Annotated in this window: 22 protein-coding genes; 3 read left to right on the top strand and 19 right to left on the bottom strand. The window is 55.4% G+C overall.

Going from position 1 to position 21,687, the window contains the following annotated elements; translation table 11 throughout:
- Positions 1-40: 40 nt before the first annotated feature.
- The 17 genes from AC5EFR_RS09045 to AC5EFR_RS08965 all read right to left on the bottom strand — a co-directional run bounded on the left by AC5EFR_RS09045 (position 41) and on the right by AC5EFR_RS08965 (position 16,811).
- A complete protein-coding gene (locus AC5EFR_RS09045; protein WP_493575522.1) occupies positions 41-445 on the bottom strand; it encodes a secondary thiamine-phosphate synthase enzyme YjbQ in 405 nt (134 codons plus the stop codon).
- A 57-nt stretch (positions 446-502) separates the two neighbouring features.
- Positions 503-700 carry a hypothetical protein gene (locus AC5EFR_RS09040; RefSeq protein ID WP_493575521.1) on the bottom strand — a complete coding sequence of 66 codons (198 nt, stop codon included), beginning with the start codon at positions 698-700 and terminating at the stop codon, positions 503-505.
- Positions 701-894: 194 nt separating this feature from the next.
- Complete coding sequence (locus AC5EFR_RS09035; RefSeq protein ID WP_493575520.1) at positions 895-1,314, bottom strand: DUF3592 domain-containing protein; 420 nt, start codon at positions 1,312-1,314, stop codon at positions 895-897.
- Between the two features lie 64 nt (positions 1,315-1,378).
- A complete protein-coding gene (locus AC5EFR_RS09030) occupies positions 1,379-1,657 on the bottom strand; it encodes an HlyU family transcriptional regulator (protein WP_493575519.1) in 279 nt (92 codons plus the stop codon).
- Positions 1,658-1,660: 3 nt separating this feature from the next.
- Positions 1,661-3,649 carry an RNA polymerase sigma factor RpoD gene (gene rpoD, locus AC5EFR_RS09025; protein ID WP_493575518.1) on the bottom strand — a complete coding sequence of 663 codons (1,989 nt, stop codon included), beginning with the start codon at positions 3,647-3,649 and terminating at the stop codon, positions 1,661-1,663.
- A 116-nt stretch (positions 3,650-3,765) separates the two neighbouring features.
- Positions 3,766-5,742, bottom strand: a complete 1,977-nt coding sequence (gene dnaG / locus AC5EFR_RS09020; protein ID WP_493575517.1) for a DNA primase — start codon at positions 5,740-5,742, stop codon at positions 3,766-3,768.
- 152 nt (positions 5,743-5,894) lie between these two features.
- Positions 5,895-6,170, bottom strand: coding sequence for a hypothetical protein (locus AC5EFR_RS09015; protein ID WP_493575516.1), 276 nt, complete (start codon positions 6,168-6,170; stop codon positions 5,895-5,897).
- 47 nt (positions 6,171-6,217) lie between these two features.
- Positions 6,218-6,772 (bottom strand): sarcosine oxidase subunit gamma, encoded by a 555-nt coding sequence (locus AC5EFR_RS09010; RefSeq protein ID WP_493575515.1) that lies wholly within the window; start codon positions 6,770-6,772, stop codon positions 6,218-6,220.
- Positions 6,765-9,701, bottom strand: coding sequence for a sarcosine oxidase subunit alpha family protein (locus AC5EFR_RS09005; protein WP_493575514.1), 2,937 nt, complete (start codon positions 9,699-9,701; stop codon positions 6,765-6,767). Before AC5EFR_RS09005 ends, AC5EFR_RS09010 begins: the two co-directional genes overlap by 8 nt.
- Positions 9,691-9,957 carry a sarcosine oxidase subunit delta gene (locus AC5EFR_RS09000; protein ID WP_493575513.1) on the bottom strand — a complete coding sequence of 89 codons (267 nt, stop codon included), beginning with the start codon at positions 9,955-9,957 and terminating at the stop codon, positions 9,691-9,693. The genes AC5EFR_RS09005 and AC5EFR_RS09000 overlap by 11 nt, the downstream gene beginning before the upstream one ends.
- A 6-nt stretch (positions 9,958-9,963) precedes the next feature.
- A complete protein-coding gene (locus AC5EFR_RS08995; protein WP_493575512.1) occupies positions 9,964-10,470 on the bottom strand; it encodes a hypothetical protein in 507 nt (168 codons plus the stop codon).
- 13 nt (positions 10,471-10,483) lie between these two features.
- A complete protein-coding gene (locus AC5EFR_RS08990; protein WP_493575511.1) occupies positions 10,484-11,737 on the bottom strand; it encodes a sarcosine oxidase subunit beta family protein in 1,254 nt (417 codons plus the stop codon).
- A gap of 105 nt (positions 11,738-11,842) precedes the next feature.
- Positions 11,843-12,400: a TadE/TadG family type IV pilus assembly protein gene (locus tag AC5EFR_RS08985; protein ID WP_493575510.1), complete on the bottom strand. Its 558-nt coding sequence runs from the start codon at positions 12,398-12,400 to the stop codon at positions 11,843-11,845.
- 5 nt (positions 12,401-12,405) lie between these two features.
- Positions 12,406-12,945: a TadE/TadG family type IV pilus assembly protein gene (locus AC5EFR_RS08980; protein WP_493575509.1), complete on the bottom strand. Its 540-nt coding sequence runs from the start codon at positions 12,943-12,945 to the stop codon at positions 12,406-12,408.
- Entirely contained in the window at positions 12,942-14,543 is a 1,602-nt protein-coding gene (locus tag AC5EFR_RS08975; protein ID WP_493575508.1) for a pilus assembly protein TadG-related protein, read from the bottom strand. The genes AC5EFR_RS08980 and AC5EFR_RS08975 overlap by 4 nt, the downstream gene beginning before the upstream one ends.
- A 722-nt stretch (positions 14,544-15,265) precedes the next feature.
- Positions 15,266-16,702, bottom strand: coding sequence for a Glu/Leu/Phe/Val family dehydrogenase (locus AC5EFR_RS08970; protein ID WP_493575507.1), 1,437 nt, complete (start codon positions 16,700-16,702; stop codon positions 15,266-15,268).
- Positions 16,680-16,811, bottom strand: coding sequence for a hypothetical protein (locus tag AC5EFR_RS08965; RefSeq protein ID WP_493575556.1), 132 nt, complete (start codon positions 16,809-16,811; stop codon positions 16,680-16,682). Before AC5EFR_RS08965 ends, AC5EFR_RS08970 begins: the two co-directional genes overlap by 23 nt.
- 230 nt (positions 16,812-17,041) lie before the next feature.
- On the opposite strand from AC5EFR_RS08965, the gene AC5EFR_RS08960 reads away from it, so the two are divergent.
- From AC5EFR_RS08960 to AC5EFR_RS08950, 3 genes are read left to right on the top strand one after another with little or no spacing between them, the layout of a single operon-like run.
- Positions 17,042-18,694, top strand: a complete 1,653-nt coding sequence (locus AC5EFR_RS08960; protein ID WP_493575506.1) for a pilus assembly protein TadG-related protein — start codon at positions 17,042-17,044, stop codon at positions 18,692-18,694.
- Positions 18,691-19,221, top strand: coding sequence for a TadE/TadG family type IV pilus assembly protein (locus AC5EFR_RS08955; RefSeq protein WP_493575505.1), 531 nt, complete (start codon positions 18,691-18,693; stop codon positions 19,219-19,221). Before AC5EFR_RS08960 ends, AC5EFR_RS08955 begins: the two co-directional genes overlap by 4 nt.
- A gap of 13 nt (positions 19,222-19,234) precedes the next feature.
- Entirely contained in the window at positions 19,235-19,789 is a 555-nt protein-coding gene (locus AC5EFR_RS08950) for a TadE/TadG family type IV pilus assembly protein (protein WP_493575504.1), read from the top strand.
- Positions 19,790-19,873: 84 nt separating this feature from the next.
- On the opposite strand, the gene AC5EFR_RS08945 is transcribed toward AC5EFR_RS08950, so the two are convergent.
- Both AC5EFR_RS08945 and AC5EFR_RS08940 read right to left on the bottom strand, forming a co-directional pair.
- Complete coding sequence (locus AC5EFR_RS08945; RefSeq protein WP_493575503.1) at positions 19,874-20,350, bottom strand: hypothetical protein; 477 nt, start codon at positions 20,348-20,350, stop codon at positions 19,874-19,876.
- A 72-nt stretch (positions 20,351-20,422) separates the two neighbouring features.
- Positions 20,423-21,667, bottom strand: coding sequence for a cytochrome P450 (locus AC5EFR_RS08940; protein WP_493575502.1), 1,245 nt, complete (start codon positions 21,665-21,667; stop codon positions 20,423-20,425).
- Positions 21,668-21,687: the final 20 nt, after the last annotated feature.

The raw sequence follows: 21,687 nt of genomic DNA, 5'->3' as shown, positions 1-21,687 counted from the left end.
CAATGGAACTGACGTGAAATAGCGTCTAGCGACAACCTGCCTAGGCAAGATGCGCTATGATTTCGCGGTGGTGCGGTGCGGTACGATGCTCAAAAAGGTAAATCCCCTGCCACGTTCCAAGAGCCATTTCGCCGTTCGTCACCGGAATGCTCAACGTGACCGGCATCATTGCCGCCTTTATGTGGGCTGGCATATCGTCTGGCCCTTCATATGTGTGGGTCAGGTAAGACATGGATGGGTCTGTGGTCGGGGGCACCAACCGGTGAAAGAAGTTCTGAAGGTCGGTTTGAACTTCTGGGTCGGCATTCTCCTGGATCAACAGGCTTGCAGACGTGTGCCGAACAAACAGAGTGAGCAAACCCGTTCCGGACGTCCAAGCTGCCACCTGATCGGTGAACTCATAAAGGCCTGGTCCGTGAGTGGTGACCGTAAAACGGGTTTGCAATGGCACGCTCCTTGATTTGCGTACCAAACTGGCTTGCGACATCACGCTGCGCAAGCATTAGCTGCCGGTTGCAACAACAGTCGAAGGCGAAACTGTGGGTGCCTGGCTCAACGCTGGTGCAAAATAGGGCTGGCTGATTGCGATAGACACGGCTGTTCCGCCTTGTAGCTGTGCAATTGTCAGGTCAGGACCATGGTGGGCTTGGGCCGCAAAAGGGGCAGAGGCCAAAAGGCCGAGGAGGAGGATGTGTTTCATTGGAAGGCTCCGGGTTTGTATCTCAGAGATGGGAGCCGCAACGCAAATCGCAATGCGCGCACGCGCAGAGGTGATGTGCGCTCAAATATCGGTGACCTGTTTGCGCCCCTCTTGTGAGGTCCCGTTTCCTTTGGCAACGGAAGTGAATGAGAGGCAAGGCCAACCATATCATTGAAGAACCAGCGATTTCCGTGTCACCAGAACAGTTGGACCAAACCGACAAGGGCAATAAACGTGCCGAGAATGCCGTCTGTTAAGAGACGGGTTTTGTAATCCGCCGGATCGGTCGGGTTCACAAACACCGACACGGTGTCCCCTGTTCTGACCGACAAACGGCCCGGGCATTCGCCTGTATACTCAACGCCTGAGACGACATAGACGAACCCAAGTTGAATAGTCCCACTGGATCGCTGGCGTTCAGAAGATGTGACCCGTGCAGGGACCTGCATCCAATTCAACCTCACGTTTATTGCTGAGATGGTTTTGAGCGATCCAAGAGCCAAAACAGGCCCCCCAAGCCAGGACGACGGCCAATCCCAAAGCCACACCCCCAAAACAACGATTGGAACCGATACCAAGCCCAGTCCGGCAAGCAGCCAACCCAGACGTTTCATGTCGCCTCCTGATCCTGCTGCGCGTCGCGTCGCGTTGAGCAACACGATTTAGTCATCTAGAGGGTTATCCGCGAAAGAGACGATCACCCATTTGGTCGATCATTTGCTTGGCTTTGCGGATGGAGGCGTCTTTGCACTCGTCCAAATCACGGATCAAATCCGCGCGGATCAGATCGTGGGTTTTAGTCTCACCATCCATATCACGTTCAATCCGGGCCCCAATACGGTATTGGCCACCGTCATTTACCGGAGTCGGGGTGATGCGAAACCCATTGTATTCAATAACTTCGGCGGCAACATCCGAGGATGCGCCGCCGCCGAAAATCTTTGACAACCAAGACATGGCTTACTGATCCAAGAAGCTACGCAATTTGCGCGACCGGCTTGGGTGTTTCAGTTTGCGCAGGGCTTTGGCTTCGATCTGACGAATACGTTCACGGGTCACGCTAAACTGCTGACCAACCTCTTCGAGCGTGTGATCGGTGTTCATACCGATGCCAAACCGCATCCGCAAAACACGTTCTTCGCGCGGTGTGAGCGAAGACAGAACCCGCGTTGTGGTTTCTTTGAGGTTCTCCTGAATGGCGCTGTCCAATGGCAGAACGGCATTCTTATCCTCGATGAAATCACCAAGCTGGCTGTCTTCTTCGTCGCCAATGGGCGTCTCAAGCGAAATTGGCTCCTTGGCGATCTTCATCACCTTGCGGACCTTTTCCAAAGGCATTTGCAGTTTTTCTGCCAATTCCTCTGGGGTCGGCTCACGACCGATTTCGTGCAACATCTGACGACCGGTCCGGACCAACTTGTTGATCGTTTCGATCATATGGACCGGAATACGGATGGTGCGGGCTTGGTCGGCGATCGAGCGGGTGATCGCCTGACGGATCCACCAGGTCGCATAGGTCGAGAATTTGTAACCACGGCGATATTCAAACTTATCAACCGCTTTCATCAGACCAATGTTCCCTTCCTGAATCAGGTCCAGGAATTGCAGGCCACGGTTGGTGTATTTCTTGGCGATCGAAATAACGAGACGGAGGTTCGCCTCGACCATTTCTTTCTTGGCCTGACGCGCCTCTTTCTCACCTTTCTGAACCTGCTGCACGATGCGGCGGAATTCAGAAATATCGAGACCAACGTATTGCCCAACCTGCGCCATATCAGAGCGCAGACCTTCGACTTTTTCGGTCGAGCGTTCGATGAACATCTGCCAACCACGGCCAGATTTTTCACCCATCCGCTCAAGCCAATTTGGATCAAGCTCATGGTTGCGATATTCTTCGACAAATTCGCGGCGATTGATGCGGGCTTGGTCGGCAAGCTTCACCATGGCGCTGTCGATGGACATGATGCGTTTGTTGATGCCGTAAAGCTGGTCGATCAACGCTTCGATCCGGTTGTTATGCAGGTGCAATTCGTTGACCAGCAAGACGATTTCAGCGCGCAATTTTTGGTAGCGCTCTTCGTCGGCGACCCCAAAGCTGTTGTCTTCGTTCAGCGTTGCCGAAATCCGGCTGTCCTGCATCTCGGCAAGCTCTTCATAGTCCTGCGCGATGCGATCAAGCGTCTCAAGCACGCTCGGCTTAAGCGCGGTTTCCATCGCAGCCAAAGACATGTTGGCCTGTTCGTCATCGTCATCATCGTCGTCATCTTTGGCAATCGGATTGCCATCGGCGTCGAGTTCTTGGGTCTCTTCCTTCGGTTTGATCGCCTCACCGCCCGCTGCGGGTGCAACAACCGGCTCTTCGACTTCACCATCTTCGTTCATTTGACCTGAAAAGGTGGTTTCGAGATCAATCACATCGCGCAGAAGAATGTCTTCGGACAGAAGTTCCTCGCGCCAGATGGTGATCGCTTGGAAGGTCAGCGGACTTTCGCAAAGCCCGGCAATCATCGTGTTACGACCGGCCTCGATGCGTTTCGCAATCGCGATCTCACCTTCGCGCGACAAAAGCTCAACCGAGCCCATTTCGCGCAAGTACATCCGAACCGGATCATCGGTGCGATCAAGTTTTTCAGCCGAGCCAGCCGCCAGTGTCACTTCACCGGGTTTTTTGGTCTCAACCAGATCGGTTGCGCCCTTGTCTTCTTCTTCCGGCTCTTCGTCGTCTTCGGTGATCTGAATGCCCATTTCAGAGAGCATCGACATCACATCTTCGATCTGATCGGAACTGACCTGATCAGGTGGCAAAACTTGGTTAAGCTGGTCGTATGTAATGTAGCCACGCTCACGCGCTTCGGCGATCATTTTCTTGACCGCAGCCTGGCTCATGTCGAGGCTTGCGTCCTCTTCATTGCGCTCAGATTTGGCGTCATCGTTGTCCTTGGCGGCCATGAAAGTCTCCTGATCGGAAAGGCGGGCGATTCGTTTAAAGCGAATCAATAGCGCGATAAAGCGATTCGCACACCCGTCTACCCCTATTTCTTTACCGTTTCCTCACCAAAAAGACATTAACCGCGGCCCTTGTCGAATCGAATTGTTGAAAGCAGCGAATCAAAAGCACTGCGTTCCTCTCGATCTATCGGGGCTCCGTTCGGGCCAACGTCATATTCGGCACTCTCTTCATCACTTTGGCGCCCGGCTTGCGCGCGCACTTTTGCGGCCTCAGCCAAACGCCACGTTAGCGCTTCGTCCGCTTGATCTTCTAGGTCTTCTTGCGCTTCGGCCAGTTCGGCATGCCATCCATGCAACGCGTCCATCTTGGCCAATTCTTCGGCCACGGTCATGCGGGCCATATCGGAGTTGCCGGGGGTGCGAATGCAGGGCACAACCGCCACATGGCGCGCCGCAAGCATGGTTTCAAGGGTCTCGGTGCCAATTGCCTCTTCTGCGCGCAGTCGCATGTCGTTTTCATGGCCAATGTTGCGCAAAATCACATCTCGCAGCAACGCGTGATCCGGATCATGACAGGGCATCATTTCCAGTTGGGTTTCAAACTCCAACGCCAAATCCGGCGTCATCAGAATAGCCGCCAAAATGACCGTCTCTCTGAGCGATGCCTCGGCATTGTCGCCGGCCGCCACCAAGAGCGAATTCTTGGCGCCAATGGTTGGCGGTGGCGGCGCTTTCCAATCGCGGCGCGGCGACCAGTTGGTTTTCCCCTGCCCCTGCGGGCGATTTCCACCACCCCCGGACGACCGCCCAGCGCGGAACAATTGAAACCGCAACTCTTTGATTTCATCGCCATAGTGGCGACGCAAATGCGGGTCCGTAATTTTGGCAATCCGCGCGCGCAATTGTTTGTCGAGCGCGGCCTTGCGCTCGGGGCTGTCAAACACCTTGCCCTCGGTCTCATTCTGCCACAGCAGACGCACCATCGGCATGGCCTCATCCAGCACCTTTTGCACCGCCTCCGGGCCACCCGACCGCACAAGGTCATCGGGGTCTTTGCCCTCGGGCATGATCGCAAAGCGCAGACCTTTGCCCGCTTCAAGCAAGGGCAAAGCCAGATCGATCACCCGATAGGCGGCACGCAGCCCGGCCTTGTCCCCGTCCAACGCAATCAGCGGCTCAGGCGACATACGCCACATCAGCTGCATTTGCGGCTCGGTCACCGCCGTCCCCAGGGGCGCAACACAGGCCCCGAATCCGGCCTCGGATAGGGCAATCACGTCCATATACCCTTCGGCAACCACCAAAGGCTGTCCGCGTCCAGACGCCTCGCGCGCCGGGCGCATATTGTAGAGGTTGCGTGACTTATCAAACAGTTCCGTTTCCGGGCTGTTCAGATATTTGGCATTGTCATTCGGGTCCATCGCCCGGCCGCCAAAGGCAATCGCCTTGCCCCGTGCATCGCGGATCGGAAACATAATCCGGTTGCGAAACACATCATAGGGCTCGCGCCCCTTGTCGGACTTCTTAACCAACCCACAGGCCAACATCAGGTCCGGAGCAATTCCCTTTGCCTTAAGATGTTCGCGCAGGTTTTCCCAACCCGCAGGGGCAAAGCCAATCTCAAACCGATCGCGGGTCTCAAGGCTTAGACCCCGTTTATCGAGGTAAGCCCGCGCTTCCCCCCCTGCCCCGGCCTTAAGCTGAAGTCGGAAGAATTGCACCGCTTGCTCCATCACATCGCTCAGGATGGTGCGCCGGTCGGCTTTTTCCTTGGCCTTCGGATCGGCCTTGGGCATGTCCAAACCGGCCTCAGTCGCCAAAATCTCAATGGCTTCCATAAACGACACATTCTCAGTCTCGCGCACAAACGAGATCGCATCCCCCTTGGCGTGACATCCAAAGCAGTAATAATATCCTTTGCGATCATCGACATGAAAGGATGCAGTCTTTTCATGATGAAACGGGCACGGTGCCCATAAATCACCCTTACCCTGATTGGACTTGCGCGCATCCCACATCAATTTCCGCCCGGCCACTTGGGCCAAGCTGGTGCGATTGCGCAGTTCATCCAAAAATCCAGGGGGCAGACTCATGTGGTTTAGTATCTCGATTCCATTGGGTGCCTCAAGGGCTAGCAGACGCCTTTGGCGCTAGACCGCCACAGGCACCAACTCGAAACGCCCGGCATTGCCGGGCGGTGAGGTCTCATGCGCGCCGCAAGGCGCATAATGTAACAGCGTTTTGCCTAAAGGGTCTCGCACCGCGCTTTCCATGCGGTGCCAATCTCGTCGGTCAATTGATCTTGGGGAAGCTCATACACCCATTCCGCCAACATATCCGCCGCCGTCCGGTCCAACCCCGCGCGCAAAACACGGCGCGCTTTGCCTTTGCGCACCCCGTCTATTCGCCCGTTTACGACGTCCATCACCAAGGCGGCTTGCGCGTCGCAATCGGGCTTTACAGCTTCTTCTGCCGAAACCATCGGTGCCGCGCATATCAGCGCCGCCAGCAAAACACGCATTCTCATTCCTCGCCTTTGTGAATCCATGGTGATGTTGTCAGCCTAACTTAAGGCAGTCTAGCTCGCGCAGCAACCAAGCCCGCCGCCTGCACGATCTCATGCACAAGGCTCTGCGCCATTGACCGAAACCCCATGATTTCAAAGCGATCTTCACCCACCCGCGTCACAGAAATCATCATATGACCGCAAACCGTCCGCGCCGTTGATCCCTTTGGAAACGAAGCTTCCGCCAAGTCAACCGGGATCACTCGTGCCAGAACCTGCTCCGCGCCTACCCCGCTTACCTGCCAAGCCACCCATCCGTCACTTTGATCGGTGATCAAAGCAACCTCCTGCATCGACTCGGGCACCGTCGCCCCGATCAAAATCGCCTGCCGATGCCCAAACCAACGGCATTGCAATGTATCCTTGCCCAAAATTTGCCCCGGCTGGGGAAACCCAAAACCAAACTGCGCCTCCATTGCCTCCGCAAGTGCTACCTCCTGTCCTGCAAAGGGGGCAATCAAGGTGATCATGCGCGTCGGCACTTCACAAATCGTCACCCCCGACATCTCAACCGCGTCCTGCCCCTGCAACGGTGATATCGCGCGCAGCTCAACCACGAAGCCGCCCTCCCTCAGGATCAAACGCAACCGGATCGGTGACCTCGCATAGGGTCTCAACCCCGCGCAAATGATCGACCAATTTGATCACCTCGCCATGGCGCGCCCGGCCATTTTGCACCAAGGCCAAGGCCCGAACCTCGCCCAAGGTTGGCGAAAAACAGGATGATGTGACATAGCCCAAATCATTCTCCCGCGTGGCGGTGCTCTTCGCTTCAAACAAATGCGCACCGGCTGGCATCTCTTTGATTGCCCCGGTTGGCCGCAAGCCAACCAATTGCGCTCGTTCCGGCCCGCTTAGCCCCGGACGGCGTGACATGGCCTTGCCAATACAGTCCTTTTTGGCCGACACCATACGCCCGTATCCTAAATCATCCGCCGTGGCCGTGCCGTTGATTTCCGCGTGGGTGACAAACCCCTTTTCGATCCGCAGAACATTCAAGGCTTCCATACCATAGGCCCCACCGCCCAGCGCCTTGGCGCGCGCAACAAGCTCTTCAAACAAGCTGGTCCCAAAACGGGCAGGCACGGCGATTTCATAGGCGTGTTCACCGGAGAACGAGATCCGAAACAGCCGCGCGTTTACCCCGCCCACCGCCACCGGCACACAGTGCATATACCCGCTTTGCGCATCATCAATGGGCGCATCCAACACCCCGTTCAAAAGCTCCCGTGACTTTGGTCCTGCCACCGCGAACTGCGCCCATTGCTCGGTCACCGAAGCAAAGCGCATTTTCAAACCGGAGCAAAACGCCTGATGCACCCAATCAAGATGTTGCATCACCTGTCCCGCCGCCGCGGTTGTTGTCGTCATCAGCCAGCGGTTGGTGTCAAGCCGCGCACAGGTGCCGTCATCCAAAACAAACCCATCTTCGCGTAGCATCAAACCATAGCGCACCCGCCCCGATTTGAGCGTGCTAAAGGTGTTTGCATACACAAAATCAAGGAATTGCCCGACATCTGGCCCCTGAAACTCAATCTTGCCAAGGGTCGAGACATCGCAAACACCGACATGCTTGCGGACCATTCGCACTTCGCGATCACAGCTTTGTCGCCATGTCTTTTCACCCTCAACCGGCACGTAGCTCGGGCGATACCAAAGCCCGGCCTCAATCATCGGCGCGCCCGCCACTTCGCTGGCTTGATGCGAGGTTGTGAACCGTTCAGGTGCGTATCCTTTGCCCTGTGATCCCGCCCCAATCGCGGCAATCGAAACCGGCGTAAAGGGCGGGCGAAAGGTTGTGGTTCCGGTGTCCGGAATATCACGCCCGGTGGCATCGGCCAAAACGGCCAAGGCCAAAACATTTGAACTTTTGCCCTGATCCGGGGCCATACCTTGGGTCGTGTAACGCTTCATATGTTCAACAGAGCGAAAGTTCTCTTGGGCTGCCTGTTTGACATCCTTAACTGTCACATCGTTCTGAAAATCGAGCCACGCACGCCCTTTGCCGGGCACCGTCCAGAACCGACGAATGCGATACGGTGCATCTTCGGCCTCAGGGACCTCAGGACGATGCGCCGAAAACCCAAGATCGCAGAGAGCCTCCAGCCCGGCCTGCACCCCGTCCGCCAAACACCCCGCGGTCGAAAACGTTCCTTTGGCCGCCCCCGCCACGGACATGCCGGGCACCGCGTCATTGGTGGGAACAAAGCTCGCTATTGTGTCATTCCAAATCGGCCGCGTGTTCATGTGACAGCTTAGGTGCAACGACGGGTTCCACCCGCCCGAAACCGCCAACCCCTGAACCTGCATGCGAAACTGCGATCCGTCGGGGCGGCGAATTTGAATGGCTTCCAGCCCCAAACGCCCATAGGCGCGCGACACCTGCGCCCCCGGAAAATAGGGCACATCCCCGGCCAAGTTCGGCGCATCCGCGCGGCTATCGACAAGAGCCGCCACATGCAGACCGGCCTTGGTCAAATCGCGTGCGGTCCGATGGGCGTCATCGTTATTGCCGAACACGGCCAAGGCCTTGCCCGGCACAACGCCCCACCGGTTAAGATAGCTTCGCATCGCCCCGGCCATCATGATGCCGGGTTTGTCATTGTCTTGAAAACCGACATGACGTTCCAACGCCCCGGCACAAAGAATAGCCCGCTTGGCATGGATGCGCCAAAAGCATTCTATCGGGGCCCCTTTGGGATCACCGACATGATGCGCGACCCGCTCAAGCGCACCATAGGTCCCTTGATCATAGGCGCCGGTCACCGTGCATCGCGACATAAGACGCACGTTGTCCATCGTGCGCAACTCGGCCACCGCCCCGGCCGCCCAATCCTCGGCGGGTTGTCCGTCGATCTCTTCGACCTCAGACAAAAGCCGCCCGCCAAATTCGCGATCTTCTTCGCAAAGAATGACCCGCGCGCCACTGCGGCCAGCGGTCAACGCCGCCATAAGGCCCGCAGGCCCACCGCCGACGATCAGAACATCACAAAAGGCAAAGGCCTTTTCGTACGCTTCAACCGGTGGCTCGCCGGATAGCGCCCCAAGGCCAGCGGCGCGGCGGATGAGCGGTTCGTAAAGCTTCTCCCAAAACGCCTTGGGCCACATAAAGGTCTTATAGTAAAAACCCGCTCCGAAAAACGGCGCGGCAAAGTCATTTAGGCCCAGAACATCAAATCCCAAAGACGGCCAACGGTTCTGGCTCTGGGCGTCCAATCCGTCATAAAGCTCTTGCACCGTTGCCCGGATATTGGGGTCACGCCGCGCGCCACTTCGCATCGTGACAAGCGCATTGGGTTCTTCGGATCCGGCGGTCATAACTCCACGAGGGCGGTGGTACTTGAAACTACGTCCCAGCAACCGAACACCGTCGCCCATCAAGGCCGAGGCAAGGGTATCGCCCGCAAACCCAACATGGGCATGACCATCAAACCGAAACGATATTGGGCTGTTACGATCTATCCGGCCCTTGCCATTAACCCGCATTTCGCGCCCCCGCCAGTTGCACGGCCTGAATGTCATGCGTGGTGGTATCGCGGGTCACGATGAGCCAAGCGCCACACCCGCCGCCATGATACCAAAGGTCCTCAACCTGTCCGGCGGAATTGTCGCGAAGGTGCAAATAAGCGTGCCAGATCGCGGCCCCAGCATCCGGTGCCGGGCGATCCAACATCGACGCGGCCCCTTGATAAGTGAACTCGCGACTATCGCGATCCCCGCAATTCGGACAGGTTAGTCTCATGTGACCTCACATTCCGTTGCAGGCGGCATCCGACACGCGGTTAAGCTTGTAGCTCACCCAACGGCCCGGAATCTCAGCCAAATCCACGGCCCCGCCACAATCTGCGACCTCGCCCACCAAAAGGTATTTCGTGCGAAAGGTCATGGTGCTGTTCGTTTGCTTGGTCACCTGTAGCGACCCGCCGTCACATTCCACAACGCATGTGTCCCAGCGGCTTTCCGTCCCACAAAACATAAACTGAGACAGGGTGCGCCCGGCGTATCGACTTCCCGAGACGCGCCCTTGATTGGCCAAGACCACTTCGATCGACGTCGCACGCGAAACATTGGTGGCCCATTCGCCCACCTTCATCCGTACCGCCGCCACATGCTGATCTGGATGGGTTGCCAAATGGCCCGATGAATAAAACCGCTCATAACAACCGGGCCGAATTTCGTTGGCCTGCGCCGTTCCTGCGAACATGGCGAGCGCCCCGGCCAAGGCCGTCGACATAAGCTTTGAAAAGTTACGCATAGTTTTTCCTTCCCTAGTGGAGGTTGTGTTGCGCGCCCGTTCCTTCTTCGTCCATCAAACCGATGCCGGTTTCGAACCGGTCCAGTCGTAATTTTTCCGCACTTGCATGGGGGCGATCCGTGGCGATCAAATGCGCAAGGGCAAACCCCGACGCAGGCACCGCCTTGAAGCCGCCATAACACCAGCCTGTGTTGAGATAGAGGCCGCCGATTGGCGTGTGATCAATGATCGGCGAGCCATCAGGCGACATATCCATAATCCCGCCCCAGCTGCGCAGCACCCGCGCCTTGCCAATGGCTGGCATCAGGGTCATGGCCGCTTCCATCACCTGTTCCTTGCCCGGCAAGTTGCCCCGCGCCGCATAAGAAGCATAGAAATCCAGATCACCACCAAAGACCAAACCGCCCTTGTCGGATTGCGAAATATAGAAATGGCTCATGCCAAAGGTCACGACATTGTCGATGGTTGGCTTGAGCCCTTCGGTGACATAGGCCTGAAGAATATGGCTTTCGATCGGGAGCCGCAGCCCGGCCATTTGCGCCACCTGCGAAGATCGCCCTGCCGCAACCATCGCCACCTTTTTGGCGCGGATCGGCCCGCGCGTGGTTTGCACCCCGGTGACCTGACCGTTTGTCGTATTGATGCCGGTGACCTCGCAGTTTTGGATCAAATCAACGCCGCGTTGGTCGGCCCCGCGCGCATAGCCCCATGCGACGGCATCGTGGCGGGCCGTGCCCCCGCGCGGATGATACAAGCCCCCATAAATCGGAAAACGTGCCGTGTCGAAATTCAAAAAGGGCAGCATTTTGCGCAATTCATCCCGACCCAAGAGATGCGCATCATCCCCTTGATTTCGCATCGCATTTCCGCGCCGCACGGCGGCATCACGTTGACCATCAGAATGGAACAAATTGATGATGCCACGCTGCGAATGCATGACGTTGTAGTTAAGCTCTTGCTCAAGCCCTTCCCAAAGTTTCAGCGAATGGCTGTAAAACTCGGAATTGCCGGGCAGATAATAGTTGGCACGTACAATCGTTGTATTGCGGCCTATATTGCCGCCACCTAAATACCCGCGTTCCAGAACCGCGACATTGGAAAGCCCGTGTTCCTTGGCAAGGTAATAGGCCGTCGATAAACCGTGCCCACCGCCACCGATAATCACGATGTCATATTCTGTCTTGGGGTCGGGATTACGCCAATGTGGTGACCAGCCTTTGTTGCCGGTCAGCCCCTCTTTCAAAATCCGCAGCCCTGAAAAGCGCATCGCCCTACCCCACGTAAAAGCAGGGCCAGTGAACCAGCCCTGCGAAACAGTATCAATGCGGTATATCGTCTGCGCCTTGCCTTAATGCGACACAGCGCGTCGCGATTAGCCGTTGCTCCAGACAATTTTCGGGGCAAATCGTGGCCGCGTGAACCCGTAATTGTAGAACAAGCCTTCTTCATTCAGGCCCGGAACTTCAAAGGGGGGCACATAGTCGGTTGCCGTTTCCACAAGGATCACACGTTCATTGTGCAATAGGGTCGGAAGACGTTCTTCCATCGAACGCAATTGCCATGTTTTCAAGCGGTCAAAGTCACCACGAGTCTTGGACCATTCCGAGATGTATTTGTTCTTTTTCGCGTTGTAGCGCACCAAAGTGACGCGCAACGAATAAGGACCTTCGGAGCGGGTCAGATACTCAAGAAGCTCAACCATCCCATCCAGATAGTCATTGTCGATTGGATCCGTCTCACGAGAGATCGCATCCGAAATGGTATAGGCGGCTTTGACGTTCAGGCTTTTGTAGCGGAATGCGTCGTGGAACGAAAAGGTCGCAGCCAAAATGGTGAGCATCAAGGGAACGAACAACACGGTTTCAATCGCAACGTTGCCTTGTTCGTCTTGGGCAAACGCCTTGAAGCGGGTCAGGATCGAATTCAACATGGCGGTTACCTCGGTTCCTGGACAAAGGACGATGTCACAATCAACTGCGCATAGCCGTATTCATCCAAATTGAGTTCTTTACCAATGGCGGTTGTCGGCATCATCGGCTTGTACTTCAGGCAGGCGCGGATCAGCATCAGCTGGTTGTCCTGACCGTGTTCAAAGCTGCGCACTGGGCGAGGATCTTCGACGGCGTTCTGACAATCGGTGTCGGTTGGCGCGGCGGCGTTAAAGGCACGCGGATCAACCGAAACCATTTCCAGACGCAGGTTTGAAGAACACGCATCCAAAATGGTTGCCTCTTCGCAAATCTTGGTCCGCACCTCTTCGTAGCTTGGGATATGGCCGGTGCTCAGGCGAATCTCGCGGGTCGCGAGATCAACACCTCGTTCCAGCATGGCATGCCGAAGGTTGATATACGCAATCTCGACAGAGGCGGCGAGGATCAGGAAGAATACGGTGAAGTAGACCGCAAATTCGACCGTTGCGTTACCGTCTTCTTCCTTCTGGAAGCGCCGGGTGAACTGAGTGATTTGTGACATCATTGGATCAACCTCAGGCTATTGATTTGACGGGCAATGGCGTGGAAGGTCTCTGTGATTTCGACACCTTCAACGTCAAAGTAGTGAGACAGAGAGGACGCGCAGTTTTTCATGGCTGTTTGGCCACCCTGGGGGGCTTCAAAACCAATGGCAAAGACAACGATGCCCTCTTCTTTGGCCGCGTGGCAGATGTCTGCCAGACGTTCATCGGCGGCGGATCCGTTCACGATGGCTTCGGACGCATAGTAAACATCGTAGTAGGTGTTCTGCGAAACCCAGCCGTCATAATATGGTTTGGTGTACATCTTTCTGGCGACCGCTTTCGTCCCAAACCGGGCGAACAGCTCAACATTTGTCATCTGACGGGCGTTTGAGCCGCCATCTGGGGTGCTGCGATAGCGGTTGTTCCAGCTGGAGTTGCTTTCACGGTGCCAGAAATAGACGTCATTATTGGTTCCCGAATGGTCCTGAACACGAAGTGAGAACCGGTCATCACTGGTGCTCGACGTTCCACGGTCATCAATCCAAATGTCCGACAAGCCATATTTACGATGAGATTTCAGGTCATACTGGGTTGTGTTTTCACCGTCCGTCATAACGACGACAAACTTGATGGCTTCTGGATCATCAAAGAACGCTGGGCGATCGGCGGCTTCATCAACAACCAGATCATCAATGGCCATGGCCGCAACAGCGGGCTGTGTAGCAGGATCCAACAACGCCACACCCCATTTCATGCCTAGATCAATTGCGGTGTTTCCTCCGGCGTTAAGGCTGTCGATATGTGATTTAAGTGTTGTCTTGTTGGAGCTATGCACCATCATCGCACCTTGATCACCGGTCTTACACCATGGGCTGTAAATCGAACTGCTGTTTTCGTTGGTCGAATAGCGGTCGAAATGGCCCAAACGTTCGATCTCAGCGGATGGGTCAATTGCGGTGGTGTCAAAGGCGGAGGCCGAAAAGGTACCACAATTCGAATACGAGTGCAGACCGGACAAGGTCCAATAATTCGCCAAGGTGCTACCAAGGTTAACAGTCGCGTTATAGGGGACAAGCGAAACAGTGGTCAGACCGCTGTCCGAGTTCTCCTGAATAACGGTATCCACAAATTCCTTAGCGGCGGCGCGCATGTTTTCAATGCGGCTTCCCCCCATGGATCCGGAAATATCCAATACCATCGAGATTTCGACGTTCGAAATTTTTTCCTCGGCAACGGCGTGGCCCGGCGCAGTTAGGGTATCAAACCCCGACATGTGCAAAAAGATCGTATCCAGATCGACACTACCGGTGGCGGTCACTGTTCTGTAATTCATGCCTTGGTCGACCTGAACATCCGAAAGGACGTCTTCGAGACCGGCTTTGGCCATGTAATCATTAACAACTGCAACAGGGTCTTGTTCTTGATCTAGATCGGCCGCGGCAAGCACGGCTCGGTCGAGTGTACCCTGCATTTTGGCACGGGTTGCTTCAAACCGCATGATGTCCACCGAGGCGCCCGTGATCGTGAGGATCAGCACCAGCATGAACACAGAGAAAATGGTCACGTTGCCATCTTCTTGCTTAGAGAAGCTTTTTATGATCGCGCTTGTGCTAGACATGGCGTTCTCTCCTTCACTCTCCCCGGAGTTCTTCCGAGGTCTAAACAAATTGTTAACGGCGATTTGGGACAGAATTGGGGCGTGTTCCTGTCCAAAGCAGCACCATTTGGAGGTGAAAACCTCAAGTAATTGCAGGGAATTGCCTTGTTTGGCGACTTTTGGCGGTGAAATTACCGGATTAAGGGTATTTTCACGTGACGCGAGATCAAGCCGCGTAAACTTGGTGACAGCCAATGACGTGACTGAGCTAAACCAGGTCGGTCCCGCGTCGTGAAAAAACCGCCGCAAACTATTGTGCTCTGACGCCACAAGGTTGGGGCGCTGTGACAGATGCCCAGCCAGCCCATGTTCTTGATGCTTATAAAACGCCGGACGGAGGGAGCCCCCCCGCATGGGTCTTTGTGGTGACTTGAGCGCGCGAACGAAACCAAATGTGTCTAAGCTGGCCTCACAGCTAGACATGTTCGCGGATACTGGAAAAGTCTGAGCACCGCGATCTTCCCCCCCATGGAAAACCTGCGTCCTATGACTTTCGCGTGGCATGGTCCTATTCCCTTGTTCCGCAAACCTTGGGGCGGCATGCGGTTTCAGGAGTTAGGAATAATTAGTCATTCGGTTACAAAGCAGATCGAAATGTGGCAAAAAAGGGGCCTGTATCCACAATTGGATAAAAACACTTTGTAAACCAAAGGGGCGAAAACACCCCCTTGGCTATTTGAATATCACAGGCCTTTGGCTTGATAGCTTTTCGCAACTTTCTGAATAGCGACGATATAGGCCGCGGTGCGCAGGTCAGTCACATCCTCGCGGCCATGCCAAACCTCACGCATTGATTGGTAGGCAATCCGCATCGTGTCATCCAGGCCTGACCGAACTAACTCAAGCTCATCCGCCCCTTGCAGGTACTTTTCCTTGAACTTGGGATTGAGCGACCACGCGTCCCCCATGGCATCGTCAAGTCGGGCAAGCTCATCAATCACCAATTGATGGCGCGCCTCTTCCTGACGGCGTTGCATACGACCAAACCGAATATGGCTCAAGTTTTTGACCCATTCAAAATAGGATACGGTCACACCGCCAGCATTGGCGTACATATCCGGGATGATCACAACCCCCTTGTCGCGCAAAATGTCATCCGCCCCAGCGGTCACTGGGCCATTGGCGGCTTCGATGATCAGATTTGCCTTGATCCGGTCGGCGTTGGACAGATTGATCACCCCTTCTAGCGCAGCTGGGATTAGGATGTCGCAATCCTCTTCCATCACGGCGGCACCTTCTGCTGTGTGATTGGCGTCGGGATACCCCGTCACCCCACCATGTTTGATGATCCAGTCACGGACCTTTTCGACATCCAACCCATCTGAGCTAAACAAAGCGCCATCATGCTCAATGATCCCAGTGATGCGTGACCCGTCTTCTTCATGTAGAAACTTTGCGGCGTGATAACCCACATTCCCAAGTCCCTGAACGATGACGCGCTTACCTTCTAAGGTTCCGGACAACCCCGCTTTTGCTTTGTCCTCCTCATGGCGAAAGAACTCACGCAATGCGTATTGAACACCACGGCCTGTCGCCTCGACCCGGCCAGAAATGCCACCGGCATTTAGCGGCTTGCCCGTTACACAGGCCCGCGCGTTGATGTCGGTTGTGTTCATCCGCGCATATTGATCCGCGATCCAGGCCATCTCACGCTCACCGGTTCCCATGTCCGGAGCCGGTACGTTTTGCGAAGGGTTGATCAAGTCGCGTTTCGCCAGCTCATAGGCAAACCGGCGGGTAATCTGTTCCAATTCATGAACGTCATATTGGCGCGGGTCCAGACACAGCCCGCCTTTTGATCCACCAAAGGGGGCTTCGACCAGGGCACATTTATAGGTCATCAGCGCTGCAAGCGCTTCGACCTCATCCTGATCGACCGCCGATGCAAAGCGAATTCCGCCTTTGACCGGCTCCATATGTTCCGAATGAACCGACCGATACCCAACAAATGTCTGGATTTGGCCACGCAATCGCACGCCAAAACGCACCATATAGGTCGCGTTACATACCCGGATTTTTTCCTCAAGCCCGGGCGGCAAGTCCATCAAGGACACAGCCCGATTATACATGAGGTCAACAGATTCCCGAAACGACGGTTCATTTATAGGTGCAGCGGACATAGGAGCCCTCCCAAATAAAATGCACATAGGCCGCGGCACGGGCCAGTTCGTGCAACCCTAAAAACAGGTCAATGAGAATCACGTTAACGCCACAAAGTTTTTTTGACATCGTTTTTTCGCCAGATTTGCGGCGTGTTTTTCCCTCAGGGGGCACTGCATTGTTCAAACACTGGAAACAAAACTAGGGAAATTACGGTTAATGTCCTGAATTATATATAAAAATCTTCGAAATTGCCGATAAAAACGCCCCAATTTGGCCATCATACTCAACCATACCTTAGGCAACCAACGCGTACAGCATGAGTGATATCCCGGGAGGTCCCGGAAGGAAGGTACAGGATGCGTATTATTTCGAAGATAAAAACGCCCGGCGCTCTTAAGTCGTCGACCAGCAACCTTTTTGGCCGTTTTCAACGTGATCAAGAAGGTGCCATGTCCTATGTCGCCGTAACCGGTGCCCTAATAATGATGGTCTTTGGCGGCATTGGGATTGATATGATTCATGCCGAACTTAAGCGCAACAAGGTTCAAAACACGTTGGATCGCGCCGTCTTGGCCGCCGCCAACATGGATAACACCATGGACCCCGAGTTTGTCGTGCAGGAATACTTCCGCGCCATGAACATGTCCGACGCGCTCAACGGTGTTTCGGTTGATCAAAGCCTGAACTACAAGCGGGTAACGGCGGATGGCAACGCGACCATGCCCTCCAACTTCATGAGCCTGCTCGGAGTTGACACGTTACAAGCCTCTGGCCTCGCAACCGCAGAGCATGGTCTAACCAAAATCGAAATCTCCTTGGTTCTTGACGTGTCCGGCTCGATGGGGGGCAACAAGATCGTTCAATTGCGTAACGCCGCAAAGGGGTTTGTTGACCTGATGCTGCCGGCGGATGGCTCTGACATGGTGTCGATTTCGGTCATTCCTTATAACGCGACCGTGAACCTTGGTAACACCGTATCCCAGTATTTCAACTTGGATGATGTGCATGACTATTCCAGCTGTGCGACCTTTGAGACGGCTGACTTCACCAACACTGCGGTAGACCCATCAACCGAGTTGGGCCGGCTGGCTCACTTTGATCCCTACAATTCTTCGACCAATGGGGGCGAGATTACCAGCCCTTGGTGTGCGACGGGTCAAACCAGCGCGGTTATCGCCCATAGTTCTGATCCAGATGTGCTCAAGGCGCATATCGACACGTTGAACGCAGGCGGCAACACCGCGATTGACCTAGGCATGAAATGGGGCGCGGCTTTGCTGGACCCGGCGGCCCGCCCTGCGGTACAGGCGCTTTCGGTGGCCGGTCACGTCTCTCCAGAGCATTCCAGCCGCCCAGCCGCCTACGCGGACAACGAGACACTAAAGTTTGTTGTCGTTATGACCGATGGTCAAAACACCACCCAGTATGATCTCAAATCTGATCTCAAATTCGGCATGTCCGAGTCTTGGGTCGATACCCGCGGAACCGATGACCCGAGTGATGACCGTTACTCGCTCCGTGTGGTCGACAATCCTGGCGACAACAACGATACCTTCTATTGGTTGCGCATGAGAAACCAACCCACCGGCGCGCGATACCATAACAAGGCCGATGGGCCCAACTCCGGTAGCCCAAATGCACCACACCAGATGACAAATGCCGAATTGTATTCGCGCTTTAGCACCGCTGCGGTTGCATCCCAGTTCTTCTACCGCCCCTACGCAGACGGCTATCTGAGCTACAACACCTATGCCGATAACTACTATGCCTATCAGGCGACGGTTAACGGATCTCAGGCCGACACAAACCTATCCACCGTCTGCCAATCGGCGCGCAATAACGGTGTCGTTGTCTATGCCATCGGGGTCGAAGCGCCTCAGGCCGGTCTCAATGCCATGCAGGATTGCGCCTCATCGGTTGCCCACTACTTTGACGTTTCCGGCGACGACCTGAATGACACCTTTTCCTCGATTGCCCGTTCCCTCCAGATGCTGAGGTTGACCCAATGATCAGTACCCTTCGTTCCCACCTGACCCGGTTCCGCACCCAAGAAGAGGGCAGTGTTGTTGTTCCCTTCGCCCTGTGGACCCCGCTGTTTCTCATCTTGATCCTGTCGTCCATCGAACTTGGCACCGTGACCATTCGCCAAACCGCGCTGGAACGGTCGCTTGATGACACCGTCCGTGACATTCGTCTCGGTTCCGTCAGCGATCATGCCGCCATCAAGCAATCAATTTGCAACGGGGCGGCCGTGCTTCCAAGCTGCATGGATAGGCTTCATCTTGAGATGGTCTCCCTTGATATGCGCGACTGGAGCGGTGTCATCAATGCCGCCGACTGCGTCGACACCACCGCCGCTGTGACACCGAACCGGTCATTCACCAACGGCAGTTCGAACGAGATGATGCTGCTGCGCGCTTGCTTCAAATACCAACCGATCACGCCTGCCGGTACGATCAGTTCCAGCCTTGCCAAAGACGCCGAAGGGTTTACCGCCCTGGTTGTCAGCTCGGCCTTTGTTCACGAACCATCATAAGGAAGGGACCGTTATGTTTACATCGTTCAAATCCCGCTTCCGCAGCTTTTCCGATGACACCCAAGGCTACATCACCATCGAAGCGATGATCGTTCTCCCGGTTCTGCTTTGGTTGTTCGGCGCTGGTTGGGTCTATTTTGACGCCTTCCGCCAACAAAGCGTCAGCCAAAAAGCCAACTATGTTATCGGCGACATGATCTCACGCGAGACCGATCCGATTAGCGGGACATATGTCACCAACGCCCGCAAGCTGCTGCACGAGCTGACCAAAGGGTCGGGCAACGAAAGCGACCTGCGTGTGACAGTGGTTCAATATGATGCAAATGCCGCGTCTTGGAGCGTTGTTTGGTCGAAAAAGCGTGGCAACCAATCGGTTCTGAACAACGGGAGCCTGACCGCCTATGCCGACAAACTGCCTGTTGCAAGCGGTGGCGATCAGTTGATTATGGTTGAAACTTGGGACCTGCACGAACCAATCTTTGACGTCGGTCTGAGCGATTTTGAGATCCACACCTATAGCTTTACCCGCCCGCGTTACGCGCCACAGGTTGTGTTCTCAAACAGCTAACCCACAACAGATTGGGATTCCTTAGCCCCCCAGCGGGATCCCGACCTTAGGCCGCGCCTTTAAACGGGCGTGGCCAACTTGCGTTTATTGGTCAAGCTTGGTGATGCGCATTGTGATAATGTCGGCAACGGGTTTTGTTTCCGCCCCCGAGGTCACACCGCCAATCGCAACCCGTTTGCCCAAACGCCACCACAGGCCGGGATGCCAAGCGCGCGGCATCGGCTCTTTGAGAAAGATGATAAAACCGTTTGAGGGTTTCATTGCAAAAGCACCGCGATCGACTTTGGCGATCTGATCAATCCGGGCAAGAACGTCACCTTCGCTGTCGATCAGCTCGTCTTCGGTTAGAATGATTTCGCGCGACGTTGCTTGCCAGAGCATCTGGGACACCCACAGCGCAAAGAGACCACAACCGATCAAAAAGATCAGCCAAAGTGGGTTTTCTGGCGGAGCGGCAAAGGCAAGATACAACATCAACGCCCCTAGCCCGATCATGGCCCCTGCTCCGATCACCCGTCGTGACGCCGACGCTTTGATACGTGCCAATTCCGTGTCGCTCATGTCTGTCCCCTGTTCTCTAGTCTCGCCAATACGCGCAAAACGCCGCAGGGAAAAGCCCGGTTTGCGGCGCGCTTAGGCCGCTGTCACCGCGATCCGGAGCGATTTAGGCCCGCGAACCGACAGCCCGCGTTTGTAGTCGACCTGATCCGCTGCCAGCTCAATCTTGCTAAAGCGCCGGTTTAACGTCGAAAAAATAACATCCATGTCCAACGCCGCCAGATGGTTGCCAAGGCACAAATGCGCGCCGCGTCCAAAGGCGATGTGCCGGTTGGGGGCCCGTGTGATGTCAAATTGATCCGGATCGTCAAAGCGCGCCGGGTCGCGGTTTGCCGCCCCATACAGCAACCCGAACCGCGTGCCCGCCTCAAACTCCTGACCGCCGACCGTGCAATCGTGGGTCGCGATACGATGGAAATAGGGCAGAGGCGCATCAAATCGGAACATTTCCTGCACTGCGGTGCCGATCAATTCCGGGGTGTCACGTAGCTTTTGGCGCTGATCCGGGTATTTCAACAGCGCGTGCATCCCTGACCCTAAAACATCAATCGTCGAGCCATGCCCCGCCATCAAAATCAGCATCGCCGTGGCGATCAGCTCATCTTCTGATAACCGTCCCGCATCATGATGGGTCATCAATTGGGTGAGTAAATCCTCTTGCGGGGCTTTACGGCGTTCGGCGACCAAATCCAGCAAAAACAGATAGAATTCCTTGGTCGCCTGTTCGGCTATCGCCTTGTCGTTATCGTCCCGACCTACGTCGAAAAACCGAACCACATTCTCGGACCAAATCCGCAATTGTGGGCAATGCTCATCCGGTACGCCAAGCAAACGTCCGATGATATGACCCGGCACATGCGCAGCGAAATCCTCTATGAAATCAAACTCTTGCCGATCAGACAAAGCATCCAGTTTACCATCAACAAAGGTTTGGATCGCGTCGCGTTGGCGGGCGATCATGCCGCGGGTGAATTCCCGGAACACCAATGTCCGCAGGCGATGATGCACCGCGCCTTCGCTTTCCAGAAGGTTGGTTTGAACAAAGCGTTCGTGATGCGGCATGTCATGCCAGTTGATTTTGCGCTGCGCCTCTTTGCGCTCGTCCTCGCTCATCACATCATCAAGGCTTCGCACCATGGCCCGATCCGAGGCCACAGCCTCGACATCGGTCATTTTGGTCAACATCCAACTGTCGACGTCCTCATAAAAATAAGGGGCATCCATCTGGCGCATGGTGCGATAGATTGCATAGGGATCGTCGGCAAACGCCGCTGAAAGCGGATCGAAAACGAAATCTTGCTGTGAATCTACCTGTGTCATGGCAAGGCCCCTTGCTTGGC

This window comes from Pelagimonas sp., assembly GCF_058892305.1.
Note: the sequence above shows the minus strand (reverse complement) of the source record. Positions and strands in the feature narration are given on the sequence as shown.

Excerpts from the sequence above, each read along its gene's own strand:
- AC5EFR_RS08980 (WP_493575509.1), bottom strand. The coding sequence starts at position 12,945 with ATGATGTCACAAATCACTCAGTTCACCCGGCGCTTCCAGAAGGAAGAA.
- AC5EFR_RS08950 (WP_493575504.1), top strand. The coding sequence starts at position 19,235 with ATGTTTACATCGTTCAAATCCCGCTTCCGCAGCTTTTCCGATGACACC.
- AC5EFR_RS08975 (WP_493575508.1), bottom strand. The coding sequence starts at position 14,543 with ATGTCTAGCACAAGCGCGATCATAAAAAGCTTCTCTAAGCAAGAAGAT.
- AC5EFR_RS08990 (WP_493575511.1), bottom strand. The coding sequence starts at position 11,737 with ATGCGCTTTTCAGGGCTGCGGATTTTGAAAGAGGGGCTGACCGGCAAC.
- AC5EFR_RS09040 (WP_493575521.1), bottom strand. The coding sequence starts at position 700 with ATGAAACACATCCTCCTCCTCGGCCTTTTGGCCTCTGCCCCTTTTGCG.
- AC5EFR_RS09000 (WP_493575513.1), bottom strand. The coding sequence starts at position 9,957 with ATGAGACTAACCTGTCCGAATTGCGGGGATCGCGATAGTCGCGAGTTC.
- AC5EFR_RS08970 (WP_493575507.1), bottom strand. The coding sequence starts at position 16,702 with ATGTCCGCTGCACCTATAAATGAACCGTCGTTTCGGGAATCTGTTGAC.
- AC5EFR_RS08960 (WP_493575506.1), top strand. The coding sequence starts at position 17,042 with ATGCGTATTATTTCGAAGATAAAAACGCCCGGCGCTCTTAAGTCGTCG.
- dnaG (WP_493575517.1), bottom strand. The coding sequence starts at position 5,742 with ATGAGTCTGCCCCCTGGATTTTTGGATGAACTGCGCAATCGCACCAGC.
- AC5EFR_RS08995 (WP_493575512.1), bottom strand. The coding sequence starts at position 10,470 with ATGCGTAACTTTTCAAAGCTTATGTCGACGGCCTTGGCCGGGGCGCTC.
- AC5EFR_RS08965 (WP_493575556.1), bottom strand. The coding sequence starts at position 16,811 with ATGTCAAAAAAACTTTGTGGCGTTAACGTGATTCTCATTGACCTGTTT.
- AC5EFR_RS08985 (WP_493575510.1), bottom strand. The coding sequence starts at position 12,400 with ATGTTGAATTCGATCCTGACCCGCTTCAAGGCGTTTGCCCAAGACGAA.
- AC5EFR_RS08955 (WP_493575505.1), top strand. The coding sequence starts at position 18,691 with ATGATCAGTACCCTTCGTTCCCACCTGACCCGGTTCCGCACCCAAGAA.
- AC5EFR_RS09030 (WP_493575519.1), bottom strand. The coding sequence starts at position 1,657 with ATGTCTTGGTTGTCAAAGATTTTCGGCGGCGGCGCATCCTCGGATGTT.
- AC5EFR_RS09005 (WP_493575514.1), bottom strand. The coding sequence starts at position 9,701 with ATGCGGGTTAATGGCAAGGGCCGGATAGATCGTAACAGCCCAATATCG.
- AC5EFR_RS08940 (WP_493575502.1), bottom strand. The coding sequence starts at position 21,667 with ATGACACAGGTAGATTCACAGCAAGATTTCGTTTTCGATCCGCTTTCA.
- AC5EFR_RS09035 (WP_493575520.1), bottom strand. The coding sequence starts at position 1,314 with ATGAAACGTCTGGGTTGGCTGCTTGCCGGACTGGGCTTGGTATCGGTT.
- AC5EFR_RS08945 (WP_493575503.1), bottom strand. The coding sequence starts at position 20,350 with ATGAGCGACACGGAATTGGCACGTATCAAAGCGTCGGCGTCACGACGG.
- AC5EFR_RS09015 (WP_493575516.1), bottom strand. The coding sequence starts at position 6,170 with ATGCGTGTTTTGCTGGCGGCGCTGATATGCGCGGCACCGATGGTTTCG.
- rpoD (WP_493575518.1), bottom strand. The coding sequence starts at position 3,649 with ATGGCCGCCAAGGACAACGATGACGCCAAATCTGAGCGCAATGAAGAG.